Source organism: Scopulibacillus daqui, from assembly GCF_016908855.1.
Classification (GTDB): domain Bacteria; phylum Bacillota; class Bacilli; order Bacillales; family Sporolactobacillaceae; genus Scopulibacillus_A; species Scopulibacillus_A daqui.
In genome coordinates this window covers 84,386-103,244 of the sequence record NZ_JAFBER010000010.1, presented here as the reverse complement: position 1 = coordinate 103,244, position 18,859 = coordinate 84,386, and the positions used below count along the sequence as shown (strand labels likewise).

At 36.2% G+C, this 18,859-nt stretch carries 17 protein-coding genes and 6 pseudogenes; 20 read left to right on the top strand and 3 right to left on the bottom strand.

Annotation, left to right across the window (positions count from 1 at the left end):
* The 3 genes and pseudogenes from JOD45_RS09170 to JOD45_RS09160 form a co-directional block, all read left to right on the top strand.
* Positions 1-810: pseudogene (locus JOD45_RS09170) on the top strand (pre-toxin TG domain-containing protein); the annotation flags it as partial.
* A 2-nt stretch (positions 811-812) separates the two neighbouring features.
* Positions 813-1,172: a hypothetical protein gene (locus JOD45_RS09165; RefSeq protein WP_239549180.1), complete on the top strand. Its 360-nt coding sequence runs from the start codon at positions 813-815 to the stop codon at positions 1,170-1,172.
* A gap of 699 nt (positions 1,173-1,871) precedes the next feature.
* Positions 1,872-2,186: a hypothetical protein gene (locus JOD45_RS09160; protein ID WP_338056060.1), complete on the top strand. Its 315-nt coding sequence runs from the start codon at positions 1,872-1,874 to the stop codon at positions 2,184-2,186.
* 145 nt (positions 2,187-2,331) lie between these two features.
* Here the strand turns inward: JOD45_RS09160 and JOD45_RS09155 are convergent, their stop codons facing one another.
* Complete coding sequence (locus JOD45_RS09155) at positions 2,332-2,769, bottom strand: hypothetical protein (protein ID WP_205003586.1); 438 nt, start codon at positions 2,767-2,769, stop codon at positions 2,332-2,334.
* 405 nt (positions 2,770-3,174) lie between these two features.
* Here JOD45_RS09155 and JOD45_RS09150 point away from each other — a divergent pair, with 405 nt between their 5' ends.
* The 15 genes and pseudogenes from JOD45_RS09150 (at position 3,175) to JOD45_RS09085 (ending at position 13,838) form a co-directional block, all read left to right on the top strand.
* The gene (locus tag JOD45_RS09150) at positions 3,175-3,453 is read left to right on the top strand and encodes a transposase (RefSeq protein ID WP_205003585.1); all 279 of its coding nucleotides are present in this window, start codon (positions 3,175-3,177) and stop codon (positions 3,451-3,453) included.
* Between the two features lie 80 nt (positions 3,454-3,533).
* Positions 3,534-3,706: pseudogene (locus JOD45_RS17030) on the top strand (IS3 family transposase); the annotation flags it as partial.
* 157 nt (positions 3,707-3,863) lie between these two features.
* The gene (locus tag JOD45_RS09145; RefSeq protein WP_205003584.1) at positions 3,864-4,322 is read left to right on the top strand and encodes a S8 family serine peptidase; all 459 of its coding nucleotides are present in this window, start codon (positions 3,864-3,866) and stop codon (positions 4,320-4,322) included.
* A gap of 325 nt (positions 4,323-4,647) precedes the next feature.
* A complete protein-coding gene (locus JOD45_RS09140) occupies positions 4,648-5,898 on the top strand; it encodes an HNH endonuclease (RefSeq protein ID WP_205003583.1) in 1,251 nt (416 codons plus the stop codon).
* Positions 5,899-5,900: 2 nt separating this feature from the next.
* Positions 5,901-6,359, top strand: a complete 459-nt coding sequence (locus tag JOD45_RS09135; RefSeq protein ID WP_205003582.1) for a YrhA family protein — start codon at positions 5,901-5,903, stop codon at positions 6,357-6,359.
* Between the two features lie 20 nt (positions 6,360-6,379).
* Positions 6,380-6,847, top strand: a complete 468-nt coding sequence (locus JOD45_RS09130; RefSeq protein ID WP_205003581.1) for an SMI1/KNR4 family protein — start codon at positions 6,380-6,382, stop codon at positions 6,845-6,847.
* Between the two features lie 281 nt (positions 6,848-7,128).
* Positions 7,129-7,236: pseudogene (locus JOD45_RS16970) on the top strand (helix-turn-helix domain-containing protein); the annotation flags it as partial.
* On the top strand, positions 7,233-7,538 hold the full coding sequence (locus JOD45_RS09120) for a sigma-70 family RNA polymerase sigma factor (RefSeq protein ID WP_205003579.1): 306 nt from the start codon (positions 7,233-7,235) through the stop codon (positions 7,536-7,538). The pseudogene JOD45_RS16970 and the gene JOD45_RS09120, both read left to right, overlap by 4 nt.
* Positions 7,539-8,044: 506 nt before the next feature.
* Positions 8,045-8,651 (top strand): annotated as a pseudogene (locus JOD45_RS09115) (GNAT family N-acetyltransferase).
* Between the two features lie 363 nt (positions 8,652-9,014).
* Positions 9,015-9,309 (top strand): annotated as a pseudogene (locus tag JOD45_RS09110) (HIT family protein).
* 232 nt (positions 9,310-9,541) lie between these two features.
* Complete coding sequence (locus JOD45_RS09105; RefSeq protein WP_380897009.1) at positions 9,542-9,763, top strand: DUF3892 domain-containing protein; 222 nt, start codon at positions 9,542-9,544, stop codon at positions 9,761-9,763.
* Positions 9,764-9,957: 194 nt separating this feature from the next.
* On the top strand, positions 9,958-11,310 hold the full coding sequence (locus JOD45_RS09100; RefSeq protein ID WP_205003592.1) for an L-cystine transporter: 1,353 nt from the start codon (positions 9,958-9,960) through the stop codon (positions 11,308-11,310).
* A gap of 174 nt (positions 11,311-11,484) precedes the next feature.
* Positions 11,485-12,022: pseudogene (locus JOD45_RS16965) on the top strand (SDR family NAD(P)-dependent oxidoreductase); the annotation flags it as partial.
* Positions 12,023-12,146: 124 nt separating this feature from the next.
* Positions 12,147-13,166 carry a hypothetical protein gene (locus JOD45_RS09090; protein WP_205003577.1) on the top strand — a complete coding sequence of 340 codons (1,020 nt, stop codon included), beginning with the start codon at positions 12,147-12,149 and terminating at the stop codon, positions 13,164-13,166.
* A gap of 57 nt (positions 13,167-13,223) precedes the next feature.
* Positions 13,224-13,838, top strand: coding sequence for a C39 family peptidase (locus JOD45_RS09085; RefSeq protein ID WP_239549177.1), 615 nt, complete (start codon positions 13,224-13,226; stop codon positions 13,836-13,838).
* Between the two features lie 154 nt (positions 13,839-13,992).
* On the opposite strand, the gene queF is transcribed toward JOD45_RS09085, so the two are convergent.
* Both queF and JOD45_RS09075 read right to left on the bottom strand, forming a co-directional pair.
* Entirely contained in the window at positions 13,993-14,487 is a 495-nt protein-coding gene (gene queF / locus JOD45_RS09080; protein ID WP_205003575.1) for a preQ(1) synthase, read from the bottom strand.
* Between the two features lie 90 nt (positions 14,488-14,577).
* Positions 14,578-15,636, bottom strand: coding sequence for a M20/M25/M40 family metallo-hydrolase (locus tag JOD45_RS09075; RefSeq protein WP_205003574.1), 1,059 nt, complete (start codon positions 15,634-15,636; stop codon positions 14,578-14,580).
* 147 nt (positions 15,637-15,783) lie between these two features.
* Here JOD45_RS09075 and JOD45_RS09070 point away from each other — a divergent pair, with 147 nt between their 5' ends.
* Positions 15,784-17,280, top strand: coding sequence for a PAS domain-containing sensor histidine kinase (locus JOD45_RS09070; RefSeq protein WP_205003572.1), 1,497 nt, complete (start codon positions 15,784-15,786; stop codon positions 17,278-17,280).
* A gap of 589 nt (positions 17,281-17,869) precedes the next feature.
* On the top strand, positions 17,870-18,847 hold the full coding sequence (locus JOD45_RS09065) for an NAD(P)H-dependent flavin oxidoreductase (protein WP_205003571.1): 978 nt from the start codon (positions 17,870-17,872) through the stop codon (positions 18,845-18,847).
* Positions 18,848-18,859 lie beyond the last annotated feature (12 nt).

The window sequence follows — 18,859 nt, the reverse complement described above, 5'->3', positions numbered from 1 at the left end:
AAGATGAGTGAAGAAGGCGCCAAGCTTGTTAAAGGGGTCAAAAATGTCCTTAACCCCGATCTCATCAAAAACGCCTTTCGCAACAGCTATCAAGCTGTCAGAAACCAATCTCTCAGCCTGACAAATAAGATTGTCAAAAAAGCAGGCGACATCCGGATTCCGCAGGTTTTACAACCGGAATTTGCGGGAATAGGGAAGATAGACACGACTGTGAGAGATGTGATAAACAACACTAAGGATAATATGATGAAAGCTGTTAGTAAGAAAGATGGCAGCATAACAATAAGTATAAAGAGTAACGAACAAATTAGCGAAGTAAACACTATTAAGGCAGAGGATATCATAGCAGAAAGAGCAAAAAATTTTGACTTAAAAGAACACCCGATTTCTTATAAACAAATAAGTGCTAAGAAGATGAATGAATTAAAATTAAAAATTAAAAATAGAACAATAACAAAAGAGGAATATAAATCTTACATATGGAATAAAAAATTTGCAAGAAGAAGAGATAAAGGTGTAATACAGTTCTGGAAACAAGAAAGAAAAAGAATTAAAAATGGAGAAAAACCGACAAGGAACTGGTCTGAAAAACAAATAAAGGATATTTTAAATAAAAAGAGACCTAAATTTAATGGAAAAACTCTACAAGGGCATCATACATATAGTGCCGCAAAATATCCTCATTTAGCAAATAAAGGAGAGATTATATATCCTTTAACGCATAAGGAACATTTATACGGATGGCATGGAGGCAATTATAAAAATAGTTTGCCAGGAAAACCAATTAAGGATGATATAGAAGAATTTTAATTATGAAGGGAATGATAGATTTGGACACAATTAATTTAGTGGTTTTTAATGACGCTGATATTAATAAATATATTCCTTTATTACGAAAAAAGACATCTAAGTCTATAAGTGAAATAAAACAAAATATCAGTTTGGGGAAACCTGTAATTGAAAGTGATTATTATGATGCAGACGAACTTAAATCATTAGTGAGGTCTGCCGAGGAATTAATTTTATTAGGAGCAAATATAAAAATTTATGAAGACGAAGACGGGGATGTCATTACACTTGATATGGTAAGAAATTTAATTGAGACTATAGAAGGTGTTGCAAAAGATAGAGAAGATATGGATAGTTTAATGTTTGATGACGATGACGAATAAAGGTTACTATTTGGATTACCCCCCAAAAGTTAGACAAATACCTATCTTAACTCTTGATTATTTAAAATATCCAGCTTTTGTCCGCCATTTGACTTTCCTTATGCCCGTGTTTGTGTTTTGGCGCAGAATGGCTAAAAATCCAGCCTTTGTGGCTCATTCTACTTCGTAGTGTAATACGGGCAATCGATTCTAAGCATTCATCGGTGGGGCCCCGGCCCCTTCCGTTGCCTGCTAAGAACCGGGCGATCAACTCTCTTACACATTCTGAAATGTATAAGTTCCTATACAAATTAACAAGAGAAGGTATTGTACAATGAGAAAAAAAGAATCAAAGGGGAGCCGTGGATTTTCAAGAGGTTGTGATTTATTCTCTAACAGAATTTGGCGAAAAAGAAGCTAATCGCTATAAAAAGCAGCTTGGGTTGAGCTTGATCGATGTGTAGGTTGACCTAACAAAGCCATTCGAGATCATTATGGTCCGACTGTAAAATAGTGTTTAGTATGGAATAGATGACAAGTAATATGTCAGGGAACATTAACGTAAATAAAAAATATTATATCAACAGTATTCATGAATTTGACATTGAAAACAGACTATCAATTAATGAAAAGATACCAACTGCTGTTGAATAATGCCCTAGAACATTTCGGAATTAGCGATAATGAAGAATGGTAATTTTTTGAAAAGGGGGGCATTTTGTGATTAAAAAATTTGGGGTTGTCATTTTGGTTTTATTGGTCGTCGTAATTGGGGTTTCCGGTTATTTAAATTACAAGAAGAATGCTGTAAAAAACGACGTAAAAGAGTATTTAATAAACGAAAAGCATGTTAAAGAAAAGGATATTTTAGCTTTAGAACCTTCAATAGAAAATTTAAGTGGTGATAAAAAGTATATTGTATATGTGAAAATTAGAGGTGATAAGAGAAAGTACTATTACTATAAAGATACTAAAAAGAATAAAGTATTATTAGAATCTTATATTCTGAATGGAAAAGAACATGTAGTTAATTAAAAAGGGGTGTATGTCCTTTTTTTACCATTTGTTATCTATAAATTTGAATCCGTTATGCTTTACAGCCATAGAGTCAATAAAATCATAAGGTTTAATTATTGATGGTATTTCCCAAGTTAATATTTGTGACCCCATATTGAATGTTTTATAAGTTTTTTCCTGCTTTATAGTAAGAATACCAAACTAATTCACTACAATATGTTTTTTTAATATTTTTAGGATTTGTTGTTATAGCATATGGAATTTTCTTTTTATAAAAGTATTTTTTTGCCTTGCTCGCTGCATTTGATCCTAGAGATGATGATTTTGGTCTAATTACCTTTGTTTTGGGATGTCTTCTGTTCCAGTCTTTAATTGAAATAGTTTTTGGGTAAGGTTCTCCTTTTCGTCCAGAGGTATGAAGAATTGTTTTTGAACTAATCGCAATCCCTGTGTGTCCTGTTAATCCTTTTGAGCTGGTTGACTTTGTAATAAAAATGTCACCTGTTTTGTAGCTAGTAGCATGTGATTTTGGTGGGTGCACTATAAATACTAGATTAAAAAGTAAAGCAAAGATAATGATTGGTTTAATTATCTTCCCCATTTAACTTTCTTCCTTACTTTAATAGATTTTACAATATTTTAATATATCCTAATTAAAAAATATAGGTAAAATTAAAATATTAAGATAATTTTTTGAGTGATTTTAGTTTAAAGTTTTTTTTCATCCATTGATAAAACTTCTCTAATAAATAAAAAATCTCTGTCTATAGGAATAGGGGGTAAAAAGAGAGTTCAAAAATAATATGGTACCTGTAGTTAGGACACTTGAAAAAGAGCGTTTTACCTATAGGTATTTTTTATATACTTGAATTTCAAGATAAGCGAATGACTAAGTATTTTTGTGATCTTTTAAAGGTCTCCCGTTCTGGATATTATAGCTACCTGATGTTAGACTCAAAAGTAGACACAGATTATAATAGTAACTAATAATAATGAGGTGTCTACAATGAGAAAAAAATTTGATGAAGAATTTAAGAAAAGCACCGTGCAAATGATGATCGATCAAAACAAATCAGTTGCACAAACAGCTAGGGAATTAGATATTAGTCCAAATACAATTCATAATTGGAAAAAGAAATATGAACAAGAATTTATTACTAAATCTTTACCACAATTGCCAGAAGATCAACAACGTAAAGCCTATGAAAAACGCATTCGTGATCTAGAGGAGGAAAATGCCATATTAAAAAAGGCTATGCACTTCTTCGCGAAAGACCATCGGTAATTTTCTCATTCATTTATAAGAATCGCTTCAACTACCGAGTGAAGAAGATGTGCCAAGTGATGAAAGTAATCTTTAGTCGTAAAAAGATACAAAGAATCATGAGGAAGTATGGTATTGTCTGCCCTCATAGAAAGCAAATCCTTATAAAAGGATCGCTAAAGCATCGAAAGAGCATCAGGTCGTTCTAAATAAGTTAAACAGGGCATTTAAGAAAGGTATTCCAGGAAAAGTGTTATTAACAGACACAACATATTTTCCATATAACGGTAATTGTATGGCTTATTTGTCAACCGTAAAAGATGCATCCACTAATGAAATCCTTGCTTTCCTGTTTCTGATCGTATCACTCTAGACATCGCAACAAGTACGAACCAAAAATTAATTAACAAAAAAAGTTACTCTACATAAAGATGCCTTTATCTACTCGGACCAAGAAGGCCATTAAGCGAGCCCATGATGCAGATATTGTGATAGTCTCAGCAAGCGGTAATGAAAATACACATCTTGGTTGGCCAGCAGTTTATGATGAGGTCGTTTCTGTTGGTGCTGTTGACCAAAAACTAGAGCGCGCCGGGTTCTCAAACTTTGGCCATGAGCTTGATGTAACAGCGCCCGGGGTTGATATTTACAGCACTTATCCTGTCGGCCGCTATGCCAAACTCTCTGGTACTTCTATGGCTACGCCAATTGTTTCAGGGGTGATTGCATTACTTATTGCGTCTGCGAGCCAATCCAAAATCAAACTAACGCCTGACGTTATCATGGAAATGATTCGTGAGAGGTCTGTTGATCTTGGAGAAAGAGGCTTTGATGATATGTTTGGCAATGGGCTTATCAACGTCTACAAACTTATCGAAGGAAATGATTGATCAGTATATCAAGAGTCACGAATGAGGTGGCTCTTATTGTTTATGGCACTTTTATTCTTTTTGAGACTTTAGAATCAATGTATGATCCAGGATAAAAGTACTGATTTAATTATATTTCATCTTCAATGGTAAGAATTTGCTACAATTGGATAAGAAGGAACTTTAAGGAGAGGAGCGATACCAATGAACCATTTAATAAGTTTGGTTCGTGAAAGATCGCATTTTTATTCTTATCCATCTGATTTTGTTATACATAATAGAATTAAAGACATCAATAAGAAAAATGCCGCACAATATTTTAATATCGCCTCTATAGGTTTATGTCATGGGACAAATTAAAGTAGATCCAGACCGTTTAGAAGAACTTGCTGATAAAGCCAGTGATGTAAGATTAATGTGCGGCGAACCATTAGATAAACTTAAATGGAGTTTTTCATCCCTTCTAGCTGAGGTATCTGACTTAGAAGGAAGTTATGCAAGCACTCTTCTTCAGGAATTCATCAATCACATTGAACATTATATGTCACTTCTAGATCAATCCCAAGATTTTTTAATGAAAACTGCGGCAGAATATCGCCAAGCTGATGCAACATCATTAGAACAAGCTTGGAATGTTATAGCTGAAATTTTGCCTATTCATGACATGGAGCGAACACATGACGATTATGATCCTGTAACGGGTGAGAAAATAGGACTTGGAGACGACCTTTTAGCATCAACATTAATCTTTACTCCTGAAATTAAAGATATAGGACTTGGTATTAAGTATGGAACTAAAGGGATAAAGCTTTTAGAGAACAGTAAGAAAACTGAAAAACTCGTAAAAGGGATGAGAAATGTCCTTAACCCCGATGTCATTAAAAGAACCTTTGTTAACAGCTATCGAGCAGTTAAAAACCAATCTCTCAGCCTAACAAACAAGATTGTTAAAAAAATAGGTGACATCCGCCTTCCGCAAGGTTTACAACCTGAATATGCGGGTATAGGGAAGATGGATTTAACTGTTAGAGATGTAGCTGGTAGTGCTAAAGATAACATTATGAAGATTGTTGATAGAGAAGCAGGGGTTGTTCGGAACAGTAATAAGGGTAATCCTGTTAAAGAAGCAAAAGATGATTATTTTATTGGTAAATTAAAAGGAGAAAAAATTCATTTTAAAGGAATAAAAACAGAAGAAATTGTTTATACGAAGAGACATCCAGAAGAAGTTGTTCAACTTAGAAAGAAATTTAATAGCTCTATTAAGAAAAATTTTCTTAAAGAATTTGCCAATGATCCTAAAAGGATTGATACCCTTAAAAAAGCTGGTTTAGATGAAAATGATATTGCTAGAATGAAAAAAGGTCTTAATCCTGAAGGGTGGCAAGTACACCACAATTTACCATTAGATGATGGTGGTACAAATGAGTTTTCTAATTTGGTATTGATTAAAAATGACCCATATCATAAAGCGATTACTAACGAACAAATAGCTTTAACAAAAGAATTAGCTCCTAAACAAAGCAAGACAATAAATTGGCCAATGATTAAGAGTGATATTTACCCACTTAAACCGTTTAAAAGAAGGGGAGAGTAATCATGTCTAAATGGAAAGACTTGTTGAAAGAAATAGAAAAAATTGAAGAAGAATTTGAAAGTTCCCTTAGACATCCAGCATCAGATTCAGAAATTATAAAAATGAATCAAAATATTCAACAGAAATTTGGAACCATTGTATTACCTGATTCATATACTGAATTTCTTAAAATAGTAAACGGATTAGATTTTAATGGATTAGTGATTTACGGTGTTGATAAGTCTTTACTCGATAAAGATGTAGATGAAGAGATTAATGGGTTCATTGAGACTAATGAGATTTGGTATGAAAATGAATGGCAAAAACGATATGTGTTTTTTGGTGATTCTGATGTAGCGTTGTATTGTTATGACACAGAAAAAGGTGTATATGTAGAGCTTGATAAACCGTCAGGGACTTTAATGCAAACATTTGACAGTTTTGATTCTATGTTGACTGATGCACTTGAAACAGTTCTATAGCTTTAAAAAGGACTAAAAAGATGAGTAAAGAAAAAATAATAAAAATAATAAAAGACAATAAAGACATAGATGCAGGTGATTTTACTGACGGTGTTGATGAAAACACAGTAAAGAACCTAGAAAATGAGCTGAAAGTAACTTTACCAGAAAGCTATAAATGGTTTTTATTGAATTATGGAAGTGGCGGTTTATATGGTGTTGATATCTTAGGTGTAGGACTAGTAGGAGTGAAACAGATAAATCAGGCTAGTGTGGTAAAAGTCACCAAAGAATATAGAGATGTGGACTTAGATAAAGACTTAGTTATTATAGAGGATTGTGGAGAATATATGTACTGTTTAGATACTAGTCAAATGCAAAACGCTGAGTGCCCAGTCGTTTCATGGGATCAAATGGGAGGTATTGGAATCGTTATAGCTAACAATTTTTATGATTTTTTATATGATAGATTATCGAATGGAAAAGAAGCATGGGAAGAAGACATTTAAAATATTTAGTATGTATTTCAGATGACCTTGAGGGGTCGTCTTTTTTATTTTGTCACATAATTGCTCTTTATATTTTATTAATCATTTGATTCGTTAAGGGATGAAGTGAATTGAGTAGGTTATGGACCAAAGAAGAAGATGAATACATACTGAGCAGGTACGGTAATGTCCCGCTTTATAATACAGCAGTAAAATAGGTCGAACAGAAACAGCTGTAAAAGAAAGATTAGCAAGGCTTGGAATATTAGCGCAAAAGCCAATTCGGTGATTTAACCGCGGGTGAATTGGCCAATTATATAGGTGTTGATAAAAGTACGATTTATAATTGGATTAAATCAAAAGGGCTGCCTTCGAGAAGAAGAACAATGATTATACGCCAATTCACATGATTAAGGTAGAAGCCTTTTGGGAGTGGGCCGAAAAGAATAAGAACCTCATTGACTTTCGTAAGATACCTAAAAATATTCTTGTGCCAGAACCAAAATGGGTAGATGAACAAAGGCGCATTGACTTTAAAAATCGGCCTAGTAAAAGACAGCGACATTGGACAAGTAAGGAAGATGACCGGTTATGGCAACTATTTTATATTCATCAGTACACCATAAAAGAAATCGCTGAAATGATGGGACGATCAAAAGGAAGTATTTGCGGTCGGATACATCGATTAAGAAAATTAAAGCAGGTAAGTTAAGTGTTCCTTTGTTCGTCTTAAACTATGTTCCAAATCTTCAATAGGAATATTATTAAAATAAAAAGCAGTAGGGGAATGGAAGTGAAAATCATCCTGTGACAGAGTATAAAAATAATATGGGGGATTGTCCTGATTTTAGACGGTTTGATCTCTTTTTCATACATACTTTGGCCGACAAAGGAAAAGAACAGTCGGCAGGTTTGAAAGGGCACTTCATGTTTAAATAAAACATCGTTATGTCTCATTCATAAAAACGGAAGATAGATTGACTGTCAAAATCTTATTTTTTGTTTGAGAAATTGACCAAAATTAAAAGGCCAAAAAAGGGTGCTTAATGAGCATTAAGCAAAGTTAAATTCAGTTTTGTACCGTTGTTAGAAAAATAGTTAACATAATGTATTCTTATAAGAATGACAAAAAATTCATATGGTATGATATAATATTTATACTATTTCGAATAAGGATGTGATGTCTTATGGCACATAAACAAAACGACGTTGAAGGCTATGTTTTTAGAAAAATTTCTGTGCAAAGGAGATGTCACATTGATTTCGGAAGAAGAAAAATTTGACTATGTTTTGGAAACAGAAAGATTAATAATAAGACCGTTGCAGGAAAATGATTATAGACAATGGTTGGAAGGGTTTAATAACAAATTACCATCAAAGCACAAATATGATGATAACAAGATAGATACGAGCAAATGGACTCGAGAGACATTTCATGATGTTGTAAAAAAAACATCAAGAATTGTCTAAAAATGATGAGGCATACGTATTTGGGATCTTCCGGAAGCTGGATCATAAGCATATTGGCAAAGTTGAATTTTCTACAATCATGAGGGGCGAGTTCCAATGGGGATTAATAGGTTATAGGCTGCATAACCAATTCTGGCGAAAGGGATACGGCAAAGAGGCGGTAAAGGGCGCTCTAGATATTGCCTTTAATGACCTTAAATTCCATCGTATCGAGGCTCATATAAATATTGATAATACACCTTCGATTAAATTGGCAGAGAGTGTAGGAATGGCGTTTGAATGCATCAGAAAAGGATTTATATTTGAGTTTGGGGAATGGACTGACAACCTTGTGTTTTATATAAATTCAAAATAGAACAGCTAACTAAGAATTTATTAGAATGACAAAACCGAAATAAAATTCGTTTCAGTACGCCATAGTTCCTTATAATGTCTTCTGTAGGTGTAAGATAAAAATACTTACCTATCTTAATGGAACCCATTAACTGACCAGAGGAAATTTAGATAATAAAAAAAGCTATATTGACCACTGCTTATATGAACCCCATCAAATGGAATTTTGGTGGTTTTTTTTCAGCCCTCCTGGCACTAATTTAAACTCAACAAATCCTTCATAAGGCACAAAATAACGAAAACTGATTCCCTTAATAAACAAGGAAAATTTAGTTGTATAAGATCGTCATTTTTACATTAGCCTTACGAGTAAAGGAGTACTTTTATGGTAAATGATTGTGTTTTTTGCAATTTAGAAATGGAACCGGAGCAAGGAATGATTCTTAGTAATGAATATTGTATGTTTTTACAGTTAAAACAAGCTCAAATCAAAGGCAGTCGGCTTGAAGGTTCAGGATTAATTGTCCCAAAGAAACATAGAGCAACCGTATTTGAATTAACGCTTGATGAATGGAATGCAACTTATACATGTTTTACCCAGATATGAAGATGAGTTACTGGCAGGTAAAGGTATCCGGTATATGTTTAAAAGTTCGAATAATAAAAGAAATAGTTATTAATCTACAAGGAAGATGAAATTTTTTATGGCTAGTGACATAACTTACGATAAAACCGATTCCTAAAAAATAAAAGAGGAATAGGCTTCTTGTTTAACAAAAGTCATGTTTACACAATCGTTCTTATAAAAAGAGAAGGGCATTAAAAATGCCGTATGGCTGTTGAAGCCTATTTGTTCCTTTTTGTATATCCGTTAAGGTTTTGCCAATGATAAAAATAAAGGAGTGTGATAAAGTGGAGAAATTTGTAGCTGTGAGAAAAAACAGCGACGGCGACATTATTGAATTAAAAACATCTTCCGGAAAAGTTGTCGACTACAAGCAGGCACAGCAAATGGCCAAGAATGGAGAAGTTGAAGGCGTCAATGTTTTCAGAGGACGAGACGGGGAAGAACATTTAAGGTCAAATGCGGATGGCGATCCGTCGAATAACCTTGATCAATTACCTGCTTTTTAAAGAGCCTGTGATGGCTCTTTAATTTAAGTTGAATCGCTTGAATATCGTTAACGAATAGTATAAATTTATTAAATAGCTATTCATTACACTTATAATTCCTACTTGACTAATGGGATTAGTTGACTTATATTTTAAAAAGGATTAAGGGAGGGGTCAGTTTGTCAACGTTTTTTGTTATTTTAAATATTGTTATCATGCTTTTGTTTATTTCAGTATTAGTCTATATGCAAAAAAAGCATGTTTCCTTTTCTAAACGCGTCTTTACGGCGTTAGGAATAGGCTTAATCTTTGGCCTTATTTTGCAATTTTCGTATGGCGCGTCATCGAAGATTATCCAAGAGTCTGTCAGCTGGTTTGATATTGCTGGTGTAGGTTATGTCAAACTGTTACAAATGGTTGTCATGCCTTTAGTATTTATTTCAATACTCGCTTCCTTTACAAGATTAAAATTCTCTGAAAGCGTAGGGAAAATCGGCGGATTAATTATTGTATTCTTAATCGGAACGACTGCGGTTGCCGCTGCAATCGGCATCGGTTCGTCATTGTTATTCCATTTACAAGGCATTAATATTCACCAAGGCAGTGCGGAAACAGCACAAATCCAACAAGTTCAAGGCAAACTTGGCGATGTTAAAAATACGACATTGCCGCAAAAAATCTTAGAGCTGCTTCCTGGAAATCCATTCATGGAATTAACAGGGGCACGGCCGACTTCAACAATTGCGGTTGTTATCTTTTCCGCCATTTTAGGTATTGCTTTCCTCGGGGTAAAAAGAAAAGAACCGGAACATGCCGAGTTATTTTCAAAAATAGTCGATGCCTTATATGCCATCGTGATGAGGGTTGTTACCCTTATTTTACGCTTGACGCCATTTGGGGTCCTGGCATTGATTACAAAAGTAGGTGCAACAAGTGATTTAAGTGCGATCTGGAAACTTGGCAAGTTTGTTATTGCTTCCTATGTTGCATTAATTGTTATGTTTCTTATCCACTTGCTGCTCATTTCGATTTCAGGTTTAAGTCCGGTAAAGTATGTAAAGAAAGTGATACCTGTTTTAACTTTTGCATTTACATCGCGTTCGAGCGCCGGATCCCTGCCGCTCAATATTAAAGCACAAACAACAGAGCTTGGTGTTCCAGAAGGCATTGCTAACTTTGCAGGATCTTTCGGCGTAATTATGGGGCAAAACGGCTGTGCCGGCATTTATCCTGCTATGCTTGCAATTATGGTCGCACCAGCGGCTGGCATTAATCCGCTAAGCCCTTCATTTATATTGATGCTGATTGTCGTTGTCGCCATCAGTTCTTTTGGTGTTGCCGGTGTTGGCGGAGGTGCAACATTTGCGGCGCTTATTGTTCTATCTACAATGAATCTTCCTATTGCTATCGTTGGTCTATTGATTTCCGTAGAACCATTGATTGACATGGGACGCACGGCATTGAATGTCAGCGGAAGCATGGTATCTGGCATATTAACAAGCAAAGTGACGAAAGAATTAGATACTAAAATATATGACTCTGAAGCAAAACAAGAAATCAGTGCTTAAAGACTTCATACAATGATTAAGGCTGTCGAGATTATCGGCAGCCTTTTTTAATGCCGCGCCAAGTTTAATTAATGTGTTAAAATTGAGAATGATATAAATATTAAAAAGGAGATGGCCTTCATGGAGAGATTTTCTCAAACGGTGTCAGTGGTTACTGGAGCGGGAAGCGGAATCGGCGATCTTCATGTTTTGGTTAACGGGGCTGGGACATCCTCTGAATCTTCAATCATAAAATTAACAGCAGAAGAATGGGATCAAGTACAAGAAACGAACTTGAAGAGTATCTTTCTTGTTTCAAAAACGCTGGGTAAAATCATGATAAAAGCGTCTGAAAAGAAACCCGAAAATGAAAAAGCTTATAGATCAATAGTGAATATTGCTTCCCTTTCAGGATATAAGGCAGGTGCACGTATACCGCATTACAGCGCTTCTAAAGCTGGGGTCATTAATTTCACAAAAGCATTGGCGCTGGAATTATCCCCCATATGGCATACATGTAAATTCTGTTTCCCCGGGGTTTATTGACACCCCATTAACGGAAAAAAGCCTTGAAAACCAGCGTTTTGTTGATGCTGTCAAACAGCATACGGCATTGCGTCGGGTAGGGAAGCCGGAAGAAATCGCAAATATCATCGCTTTCCTCGCTTCATCTGAGGCTTCATATATGACAGGAACAGATGTATTGGCAGACGGCGGGTGGTTAATTAAATAAACAAAACGGTATGAACAAGCCACCTTGTGTCCTGCGTTAACTTTTAAAAAGCATCAATGACAAAACGCCCCCCAGCCGCATATAGTATCCATGAAAGAGAGACTAGAGGAGGGCAAGGGGCATCATGTTATTTCATCATGAGATTTTTCCCCAAAGTATTTGCGCGCCTGAACAGGTACTTATTCCTAACTATTTATTAAATGCAACTGAATATCTTCTGGTAGTGAAACAGGATGCACTTTGTCCAAAAGCGTTAATATCTCATCAATGCTTCCATCAAAAAAATGATCAATTGATTCTATTAATTAATCCGATTGATTCGGAAACAATTGACGGGCTCTTTCATATAGAAAAGAAAACAGGAATTGTTGTTGAACCGATTTTCAAAAAAATAAACCATCACTTTAAACAAATCGAATATGTCAACTTTTCGAATTTAAAAACAGAAAGTCAATATAAACAAATTGATTTTCTTTCCGAAGAGAAGGATAAAAAGCTTATTCAAGCAAGAAATGCGTTTTTAAAAGCAAAAAATACTTTAAATCATATTTACTCGATTTATGATGAAGCTGTAGACCAAAATCAAATGCAAAGTTTTATTGATGATCTGTTCCAGTGGATCAGTCCGCTCCTTCATGATAAAGAATCAAACGAAAGCGATGTTCAATCTTGTTATTTCCGATCTCAGAACGGCGTGCATCGGATGCTCCCATTTAGAGACATTAAACAAAAAATTATTTTAAAAGGCAATTATAGAACAGGAACTTCTTATTGTCTTAAGGTGCTTGAAAATAAAATACTTAGATTGAATCAGCATATTATCCGATATCATTGCCCGCTGTTTTCAAACGATCCCGATATGCTTTATCTTTCAAGTGAAAAAGTGGCCATTGTCGACGGCATGGAACCGCATATATTTGAACCCATCCGTCCATTCGATAAGACATTCAATCTGGATGAACAATGTATTGATCAACAAAAAATTCTTTTATACTCGAAGGAAATTAATGAAGCTATGTCAAATTATAAGAAATTGATGAAGCAGGCCTCTTTAGCTCTGCATTCCGCCAATGTCTATCAAAAACAATACCAATCCATCATCCAGCAAAACAGCCTTGAACTGAAACAGTTGCTGAATGACTAGATTTTGTCGGCCAGGTTTCGTTTTTTATGAAATTAAATGCACAAAGGAGTCAATTCTATGCATGAGAAGGAAAAGAAAGACCTGATTGATGTCCCGTTAATTTCGCAAATGCCTGAACTGCCCCGAGGGTGCGAAGTAACAAGCCTAGCTATGGTTCTTCGGCATGCAGGCATTCAAGCTGATAAAATGAAATTGGCAAAAGACATTAAAAGGGACCCTACTCCGTATGAAAAGAACGATAATCAAGTCTATTTTGGACATCCGAATACAGGTTTTGTAGGGGATATGTACAGCTTCGAGACACCCGGCTTAGGCGTATATCACAAACCTGTAGCCGATTTGGCTCGGCAATATTTAAAAGATAGGGTCGTTGACTTGACGGGACAGGAATTTCGAAGTGTTTTAAATCAATTGGATGAAGGCAAGCCGGTTTGGGTCATTAATAATACTTGGTTTGATTATTTGCCGCAAGAATACTGGGAAACATGGCAAACACCCGAAGGATCGCTGCAAATTACATATAAAGAACACGCTGTTGTGCTAACCGGATATGACGATCGCTTTGTCTATTTTAATGATCCTCTGGAAAATGAAAAAAATCGAAAGGAAGACCGCGAAAAGTTTATCAAAGGATGGGAACAAATGGGAAAACAAGCCATTTCTTATCGTTAGCGCTATATGAAAAGGCATTCGCCAAAGCGGACTGGCAAATGCCTTTTCGTTATTTATCAGAAAGTATGCCTGGCCAACTTAAGACCCGTTCGGACGCAGTTAGGCAGGGGAGAAAGCATAAAGCTTGCTAAGAGGTCCAATCAGCAAGTTTTCATTAACGGTTATCAATTTTTTCAGGATACATGTCGTGATTGGCCAATCGGTTAAAAGCGACTTCTTCCCATTTTGTACCCTTTTTTCCATAGTTCACATAAGGGTCAATGCTAATGCCGCCGCGCGGTGTGAATTTCCCCCAAACTTCAAGATATTTTGGATCCATCAGTTTGATGAGATCATCGGCGATTTTGTTAATACAGTCTTCATGAAAATCACCATGGTTCCTAAAACTGAATAAATAAAGTTTTAGCGACTTACTCTCAACCATTAATTTGTCAGGAACATAGCTAATGTGTAAGGTGGCAAAATCGGGTTGGTTGGTAATTGGACATAAACTTGTAAATTCCGGGAAGTTGAACTTTACAAAGTAATCTCGATGAGTATTAACATTTTCAAATGACTCCAATAGGTTCGGGTCATATTCAAATATATATTCGGTTTTTTTATTGCCTAAAAGTGTTAGTCCTTGTGTTTGTTTATTTCGTTCTGTCACGTATAATACTCCTTTTTTAAACTATTCTTATAAGGCATTTTCGCTGTAAATTATACTAAAAATCTTTTAACTCGCCAATCGGCGGTTTTTTTAAAGGTCAAGAGGCTTTAAACTTTCATTGCCAGTGAGACTGACAATCATTTCGACAAGCAGTTCGATTTCTAATTCAATATCATTTAAGCTGACTGTTTCCACAGGAGAGTGCATATATCTCAGAGGGAGAGACACAAGACTAATCGGCACACCAACTCCTGTTAAACGCATCCTGTCTGCATCGGTGCCTGTTTTACGCGGCGTCAGTTCATATTGCAAAGGTATATTGAGACGCTTCGCAGCATTTTCCAAAAGCTGATTGATTTTATAATTAATAGGTGCGCCTTTTGCAAGAACAGGACCGCCGTCAAGGCGTACATCACCGTATTTTTTTGTGTTAACGCCTGGATAATCAGTGGCAAAAGTCACATCGCAAGCAATCGCCATTGTCGGTTTTATACCGGCTGCAGCAAAATAGGCGCCGCCCATATTGGTTTCCTCATTGACAGTACTCGCGGCATAAACACCGACGTTTGGATGTTTTTCTGAACAGCGCCGAAGGACTTCAGCAACAATGAATGCGCCTGTCCGGTTATCAAGTCCTCTGCCGCTTAACCTGTTATTAAAAAGCCGTTCAGGTTGGCGGCTGTATACGGCAAGATCGCCAATTTGCACATACTGAGCGATTTCTTCCTTATTTTTTGCTCCGCAATCTATGTAAAGATCCTCAAACTCCAAGTCTTCTTTTACACCGCCATGATGCTCTGCATTGACGCCGATAACGCCTGTTAGCTTTTTCTTATAGCCTAAGACATGGACCTTCATGCCAACTGCAACTTTGGGACTAATACCGCCCATCTTGTCAAAATACAAAAAGCCCTGGTCATCAATCCGATTAATAACCAATCCTATTTCATCGCAATGCCCGGCTAAAAGAATTTTAAAATCAGCATCCGGATTAACCGAGCCAATAACGTTGCCGCAAGTATCTGTTTCAATTCGTTCCGCAAAATCTTTAACATAATTCAGCCATTTTTTTTGGATTTCAACTTCTTGGCTGGATGGTGAGGGAGTTGCTAATAAATCCATTAAGAATTGTTTTGACCTTTCATTCATATCTATCCTGCTCCTTTTTATTAAGCATAATGACAACTCTTATGTTAACATAAGTTTGGAAAAGTCTTTATATAATTACATTTTTTCATTTATGGCCTCAGGCTTATTCACGACACTTTTCAAGCTTTAATGATGGAGGATTTGATCATGACGATTCATAAAGACTCAAAACCCGAGTATTCAGGGTATTTAGATAAGGAGGCAGAAAACTTCCTTGCCTTGTCAAAGTATTTTTCTGATATGCTTTCTAAACATAAATTAAGTGATGACGGTTATAACGGGGAATTTGTATATGCTTCAGCTGCATCCAAAAATTTATTCGGCTGGGAGCCCTATGAATTGCACGGTAAAACGATTTTTTATTTTATTCACCCCAATGACCGCATATATATAGAAGATTGCTTAACAATGAACAGATTGCTTAAAGGAGAAAAACTGTCATATCGTCTGAGGTGCAAAGAAGGTGATTACATATGGGTTGAATCAACCTTTTACCAAGATGAGAAAAAGAGAAACGAGTTTTTTTGCATAACTAGAAACATTTCTAAATTAAAGCTGGCAGAAGAAGAAATACAGGACAGTGAGAAGAAGTACCGTCTATTAGTCGAACACTCTCAAGATACGATTGGCATTATGACTTTCGATGGTCATTGGATTTATATTAACAATGGAGCAAAGCGGCTGTTCGGGGTAACGAGACCAGGCGAAGTGATCGGCAAATCTCTATTTGATTATGCCCATAAAGACGACCATGAGCGGCTAACCGAAACATTATCTATTATTAAAGAGACAAATGAGCCGATTGAAGTTCGCGACCTTTCCATCTTAAGAACTGACCGCGAAACGCGTCAAGTTGAAGTGAAATTTATTCCGACAAACTATAAGAGCAGCCATACGCTGCAAGTGGTTATGCGGGATATTACCAAGAGAAAAAAAGCAGATGAATTGCTGCAGCAGGCGGAAAAACTAACAGTCGTCGGACAGCTGGCTGCAGGCATTGCTCATGAAATTCGTAATCCGCTGACTGCTATTAAAGGATTTACTCAGCTGTTAGAAAGCTCAACGGAAAATCGCTATATTCGTGTGATTCTGCAAGAACTTGACAACATCGAAAATATTGTAAGCGACTTGCTTGTTTTAGCCAAACCGCAAGTGACTCAGACGGAAAAAACAGATATTATCTATCTGTTGAATCGGACGATCACTTTATTAAATGCCCAGGCCATTATGAAAAATATCGAAATTGTCACTGACTATGAAGTGGAATTTTTAGAAATTGAATGCGAGCCCGATCAGCTCAAACAAGTCTTTATAAATATTATAAAAAATGCTTTAGAAGCAATGGAGAATAAAGGAAAGAAGATTTATATCAAGCAGCGCTTTATAAGGGAAGACCGCATTTTAATCCGCATTATCGACGAAGGCGTAGGCATTCCGCAAGAACGCTTAGAGAAGATTGGCGAGCCTTTTTACAGCACCAAAGAAAAGGGCACAGGACTGGGGTTGATGATCTGTCAAAAGATTATCCAAAGCCATCGCGGTACAATGAAAATAAAAAGCGTGCTGCAAAAAGGGACAACAGTTGATATAACATTGCCGACCATTCTGTCAGCGGAAGATGAAAATATTAAGGAATTTGAATGATAAGACACCTGTTAGTTAATGACTTCTTAAATCGATTAACGTTTCTCAGAGCCGTTTAAAGAAAACGGCTCTTTAATATGAACGAACAAAGGCAGAGTTGCAGTGAACATTTTCATTTTATAATGTTCTAAGAAAACTATGTTCCAAATTTTCAATAGAAAATAATTCTTTAAAGACGCAATAGGGGAAGGCAGGGCAGCAGTCTCTATAGAGTCTATATTAACAAGGTTCCCAGAAAAACCAAGGCTAAGCTTGCAGTAAAAAGCGCAAAAATACGCTAAGGCACATCAGAAAGAAAAAGGTTTTCGCTCTTAAGAAACATAAGTCTTTTAGAAGTTATTAACCGAATGAATGACGGTATAAAATAGCTTTTAGTTTACCATAAAATCATTATGATAACTATTAAAAAATACAGCGAATAGCTTTTCTTGTACAGTTATTGGGAATTCAATTATTTTACTATTAACCATTATGTGAATAGTGTTATAATATTTATAAATAAAATACTAACCGGTTAGTTTTCATTAAGCGGTAAAACATTCGGATATTCAAACATGACATATTAACTTTTTGTGAAAGGATGAAAAAAATGCTTAAAAAATTACCCAAACAAGTAACCGGCCAAATGGTGCTGCCCGTGATAGCGGCTCCGATGTTTCTCGTATCGAGTCCTGATCTGGTTATCGAAAGCTGCAAAGCTGGTATCATTGGTTCCTTTCCGCTTCTCAATGCACGGACAACAGATATTTTGGATGACTGGATGAACCATATAAATGAAGAGCTCGAAAAATCGCGTTTAGAAAATCCCGGTAAGCGCATTGCGCCTTGGGCGGTTAATCTGGTTGTGCACCGAACCAACATAAGGTACGAGGCCGACTTGAAGCTGATTGAAAAATATCAGCCGCCAATTGTTATTACATCGCTCGGCAAACCGACAACTGTTATCAATATCGTTCATCAATATGGCGGGCTTGTCTTTTCGGATGTCAGTAATCTCGATCATGCCAGAAAAGCTGCTGAGTCAGGTGTCGATGGATTAATTCTCGTTTGCGACGGCGCCGGGGGACATGCCGGGACCATTAATCCGCTGGCTTTCATAGGCGCTGTAAAGGAGTTTTGGGATGGCATTACAATACTTTCTGGCTGTATATCCAGCGGACGGGATATTCTCGCGGCAAAGGTGCTTGGCGCCGATTTAGCTTATATGGGCACTCGTTTTATTGCCACTAAGGAAAGCTTTGCCAGTGAAGAATACCAAACGATGTTAATCGATTCGTCTCTAGAAGATCTTATCTATACGGATGCCTTTAGCGGCGTAAACGGCAACTACCTTATTCCGAGCATTAAGAAAGCAGGTCTTAATCCGTCGCATCTAGAGAAAAAGGACTCTGTAGATTTTTCTAAAATGAACCGGACAGAAGCGAAAGCCTGGAAAGATATTTGGTCGGCGGGCCAAGGCGTTAACACAATAAAACAAGTCCTGCCTGCCGGCGAATTAGTTCAAGAACTCAAGAATGAGTATGATCAAGCGTTAGCCTCATTATCGCCGGATCATTCAAAAATCTAATGCATTCAAATC

Coding starts and splice junctions, on each gene's coding strand:
- JOD45_RS09165 (WP_239549180.1), top strand. CDS start 813: ATGAAGGGAATGATAGATTTGGACACAATTAATTTAGTGGTTTTTAAT.
- JOD45_RS09155 (WP_205003586.1), bottom strand. CDS start 2,769: ATGGGGAAGATAATTAAACCAATCATTATCTTTGCTTTACTTTTTAAT.
- JOD45_RS09150 (WP_205003585.1), top strand. CDS start 3,175: ATGAGAAAAAAATTTGATGAAGAATTTAAGAAAAGCACCGTGCAAATG.
- JOD45_RS09145 (WP_205003584.1), top strand. CDS start 3,864: ATGCCTTTATCTACTCGGACCAAGAAGGCCATTAAGCGAGCCCATGAT.
- JOD45_RS09140 (WP_205003583.1), top strand. CDS start 4,648: ATGGGACAAATTAAAGTAGATCCAGACCGTTTAGAAGAACTTGCTGAT.
- JOD45_RS09135 (WP_205003582.1), top strand. CDS start 5,901: ATGTCTAAATGGAAAGACTTGTTGAAAGAAATAGAAAAAATTGAAGAA.
- JOD45_RS09130 (WP_205003581.1), top strand. CDS start 6,380: ATGAGTAAAGAAAAAATAATAAAAATAATAAAAGACAATAAAGACATA.
- JOD45_RS09120 (WP_205003579.1), top strand. CDS start 7,233: ATGATTAAGGTAGAAGCCTTTTGGGAGTGGGCCGAAAAGAATAAGAAC.
- JOD45_RS09100 (WP_205003592.1), top strand. CDS start 9,958: ATGCTTTTGTTTATTTCAGTATTAGTCTATATGCAAAAAAAGCATGTT.
- JOD45_RS09090 (WP_205003577.1), top strand. CDS start 12,147: ATGTTATTTCATCATGAGATTTTTCCCCAAAGTATTTGCGCGCCTGAA.
- JOD45_RS09085 (WP_239549177.1), top strand. CDS start 13,224: ATGCATGAGAAGGAAAAGAAAGACCTGATTGATGTCCCGTTAATTTCG.
- JOD45_RS09075 (WP_205003574.1), bottom strand. CDS start 15,636: ATGAATGAAAGGTCAAAACAATTCTTAATGGATTTATTAGCAACTCCC.
- JOD45_RS09070 (WP_205003572.1), top strand. CDS start 15,784: ATGACGATTCATAAAGACTCAAAACCCGAGTATTCAGGGTATTTAGAT.
- JOD45_RS09065 (WP_205003571.1), top strand. CDS start 17,870: ATGCTTAAAAAATTACCCAAACAAGTAACCGGCCAAATGGTGCTGCCC.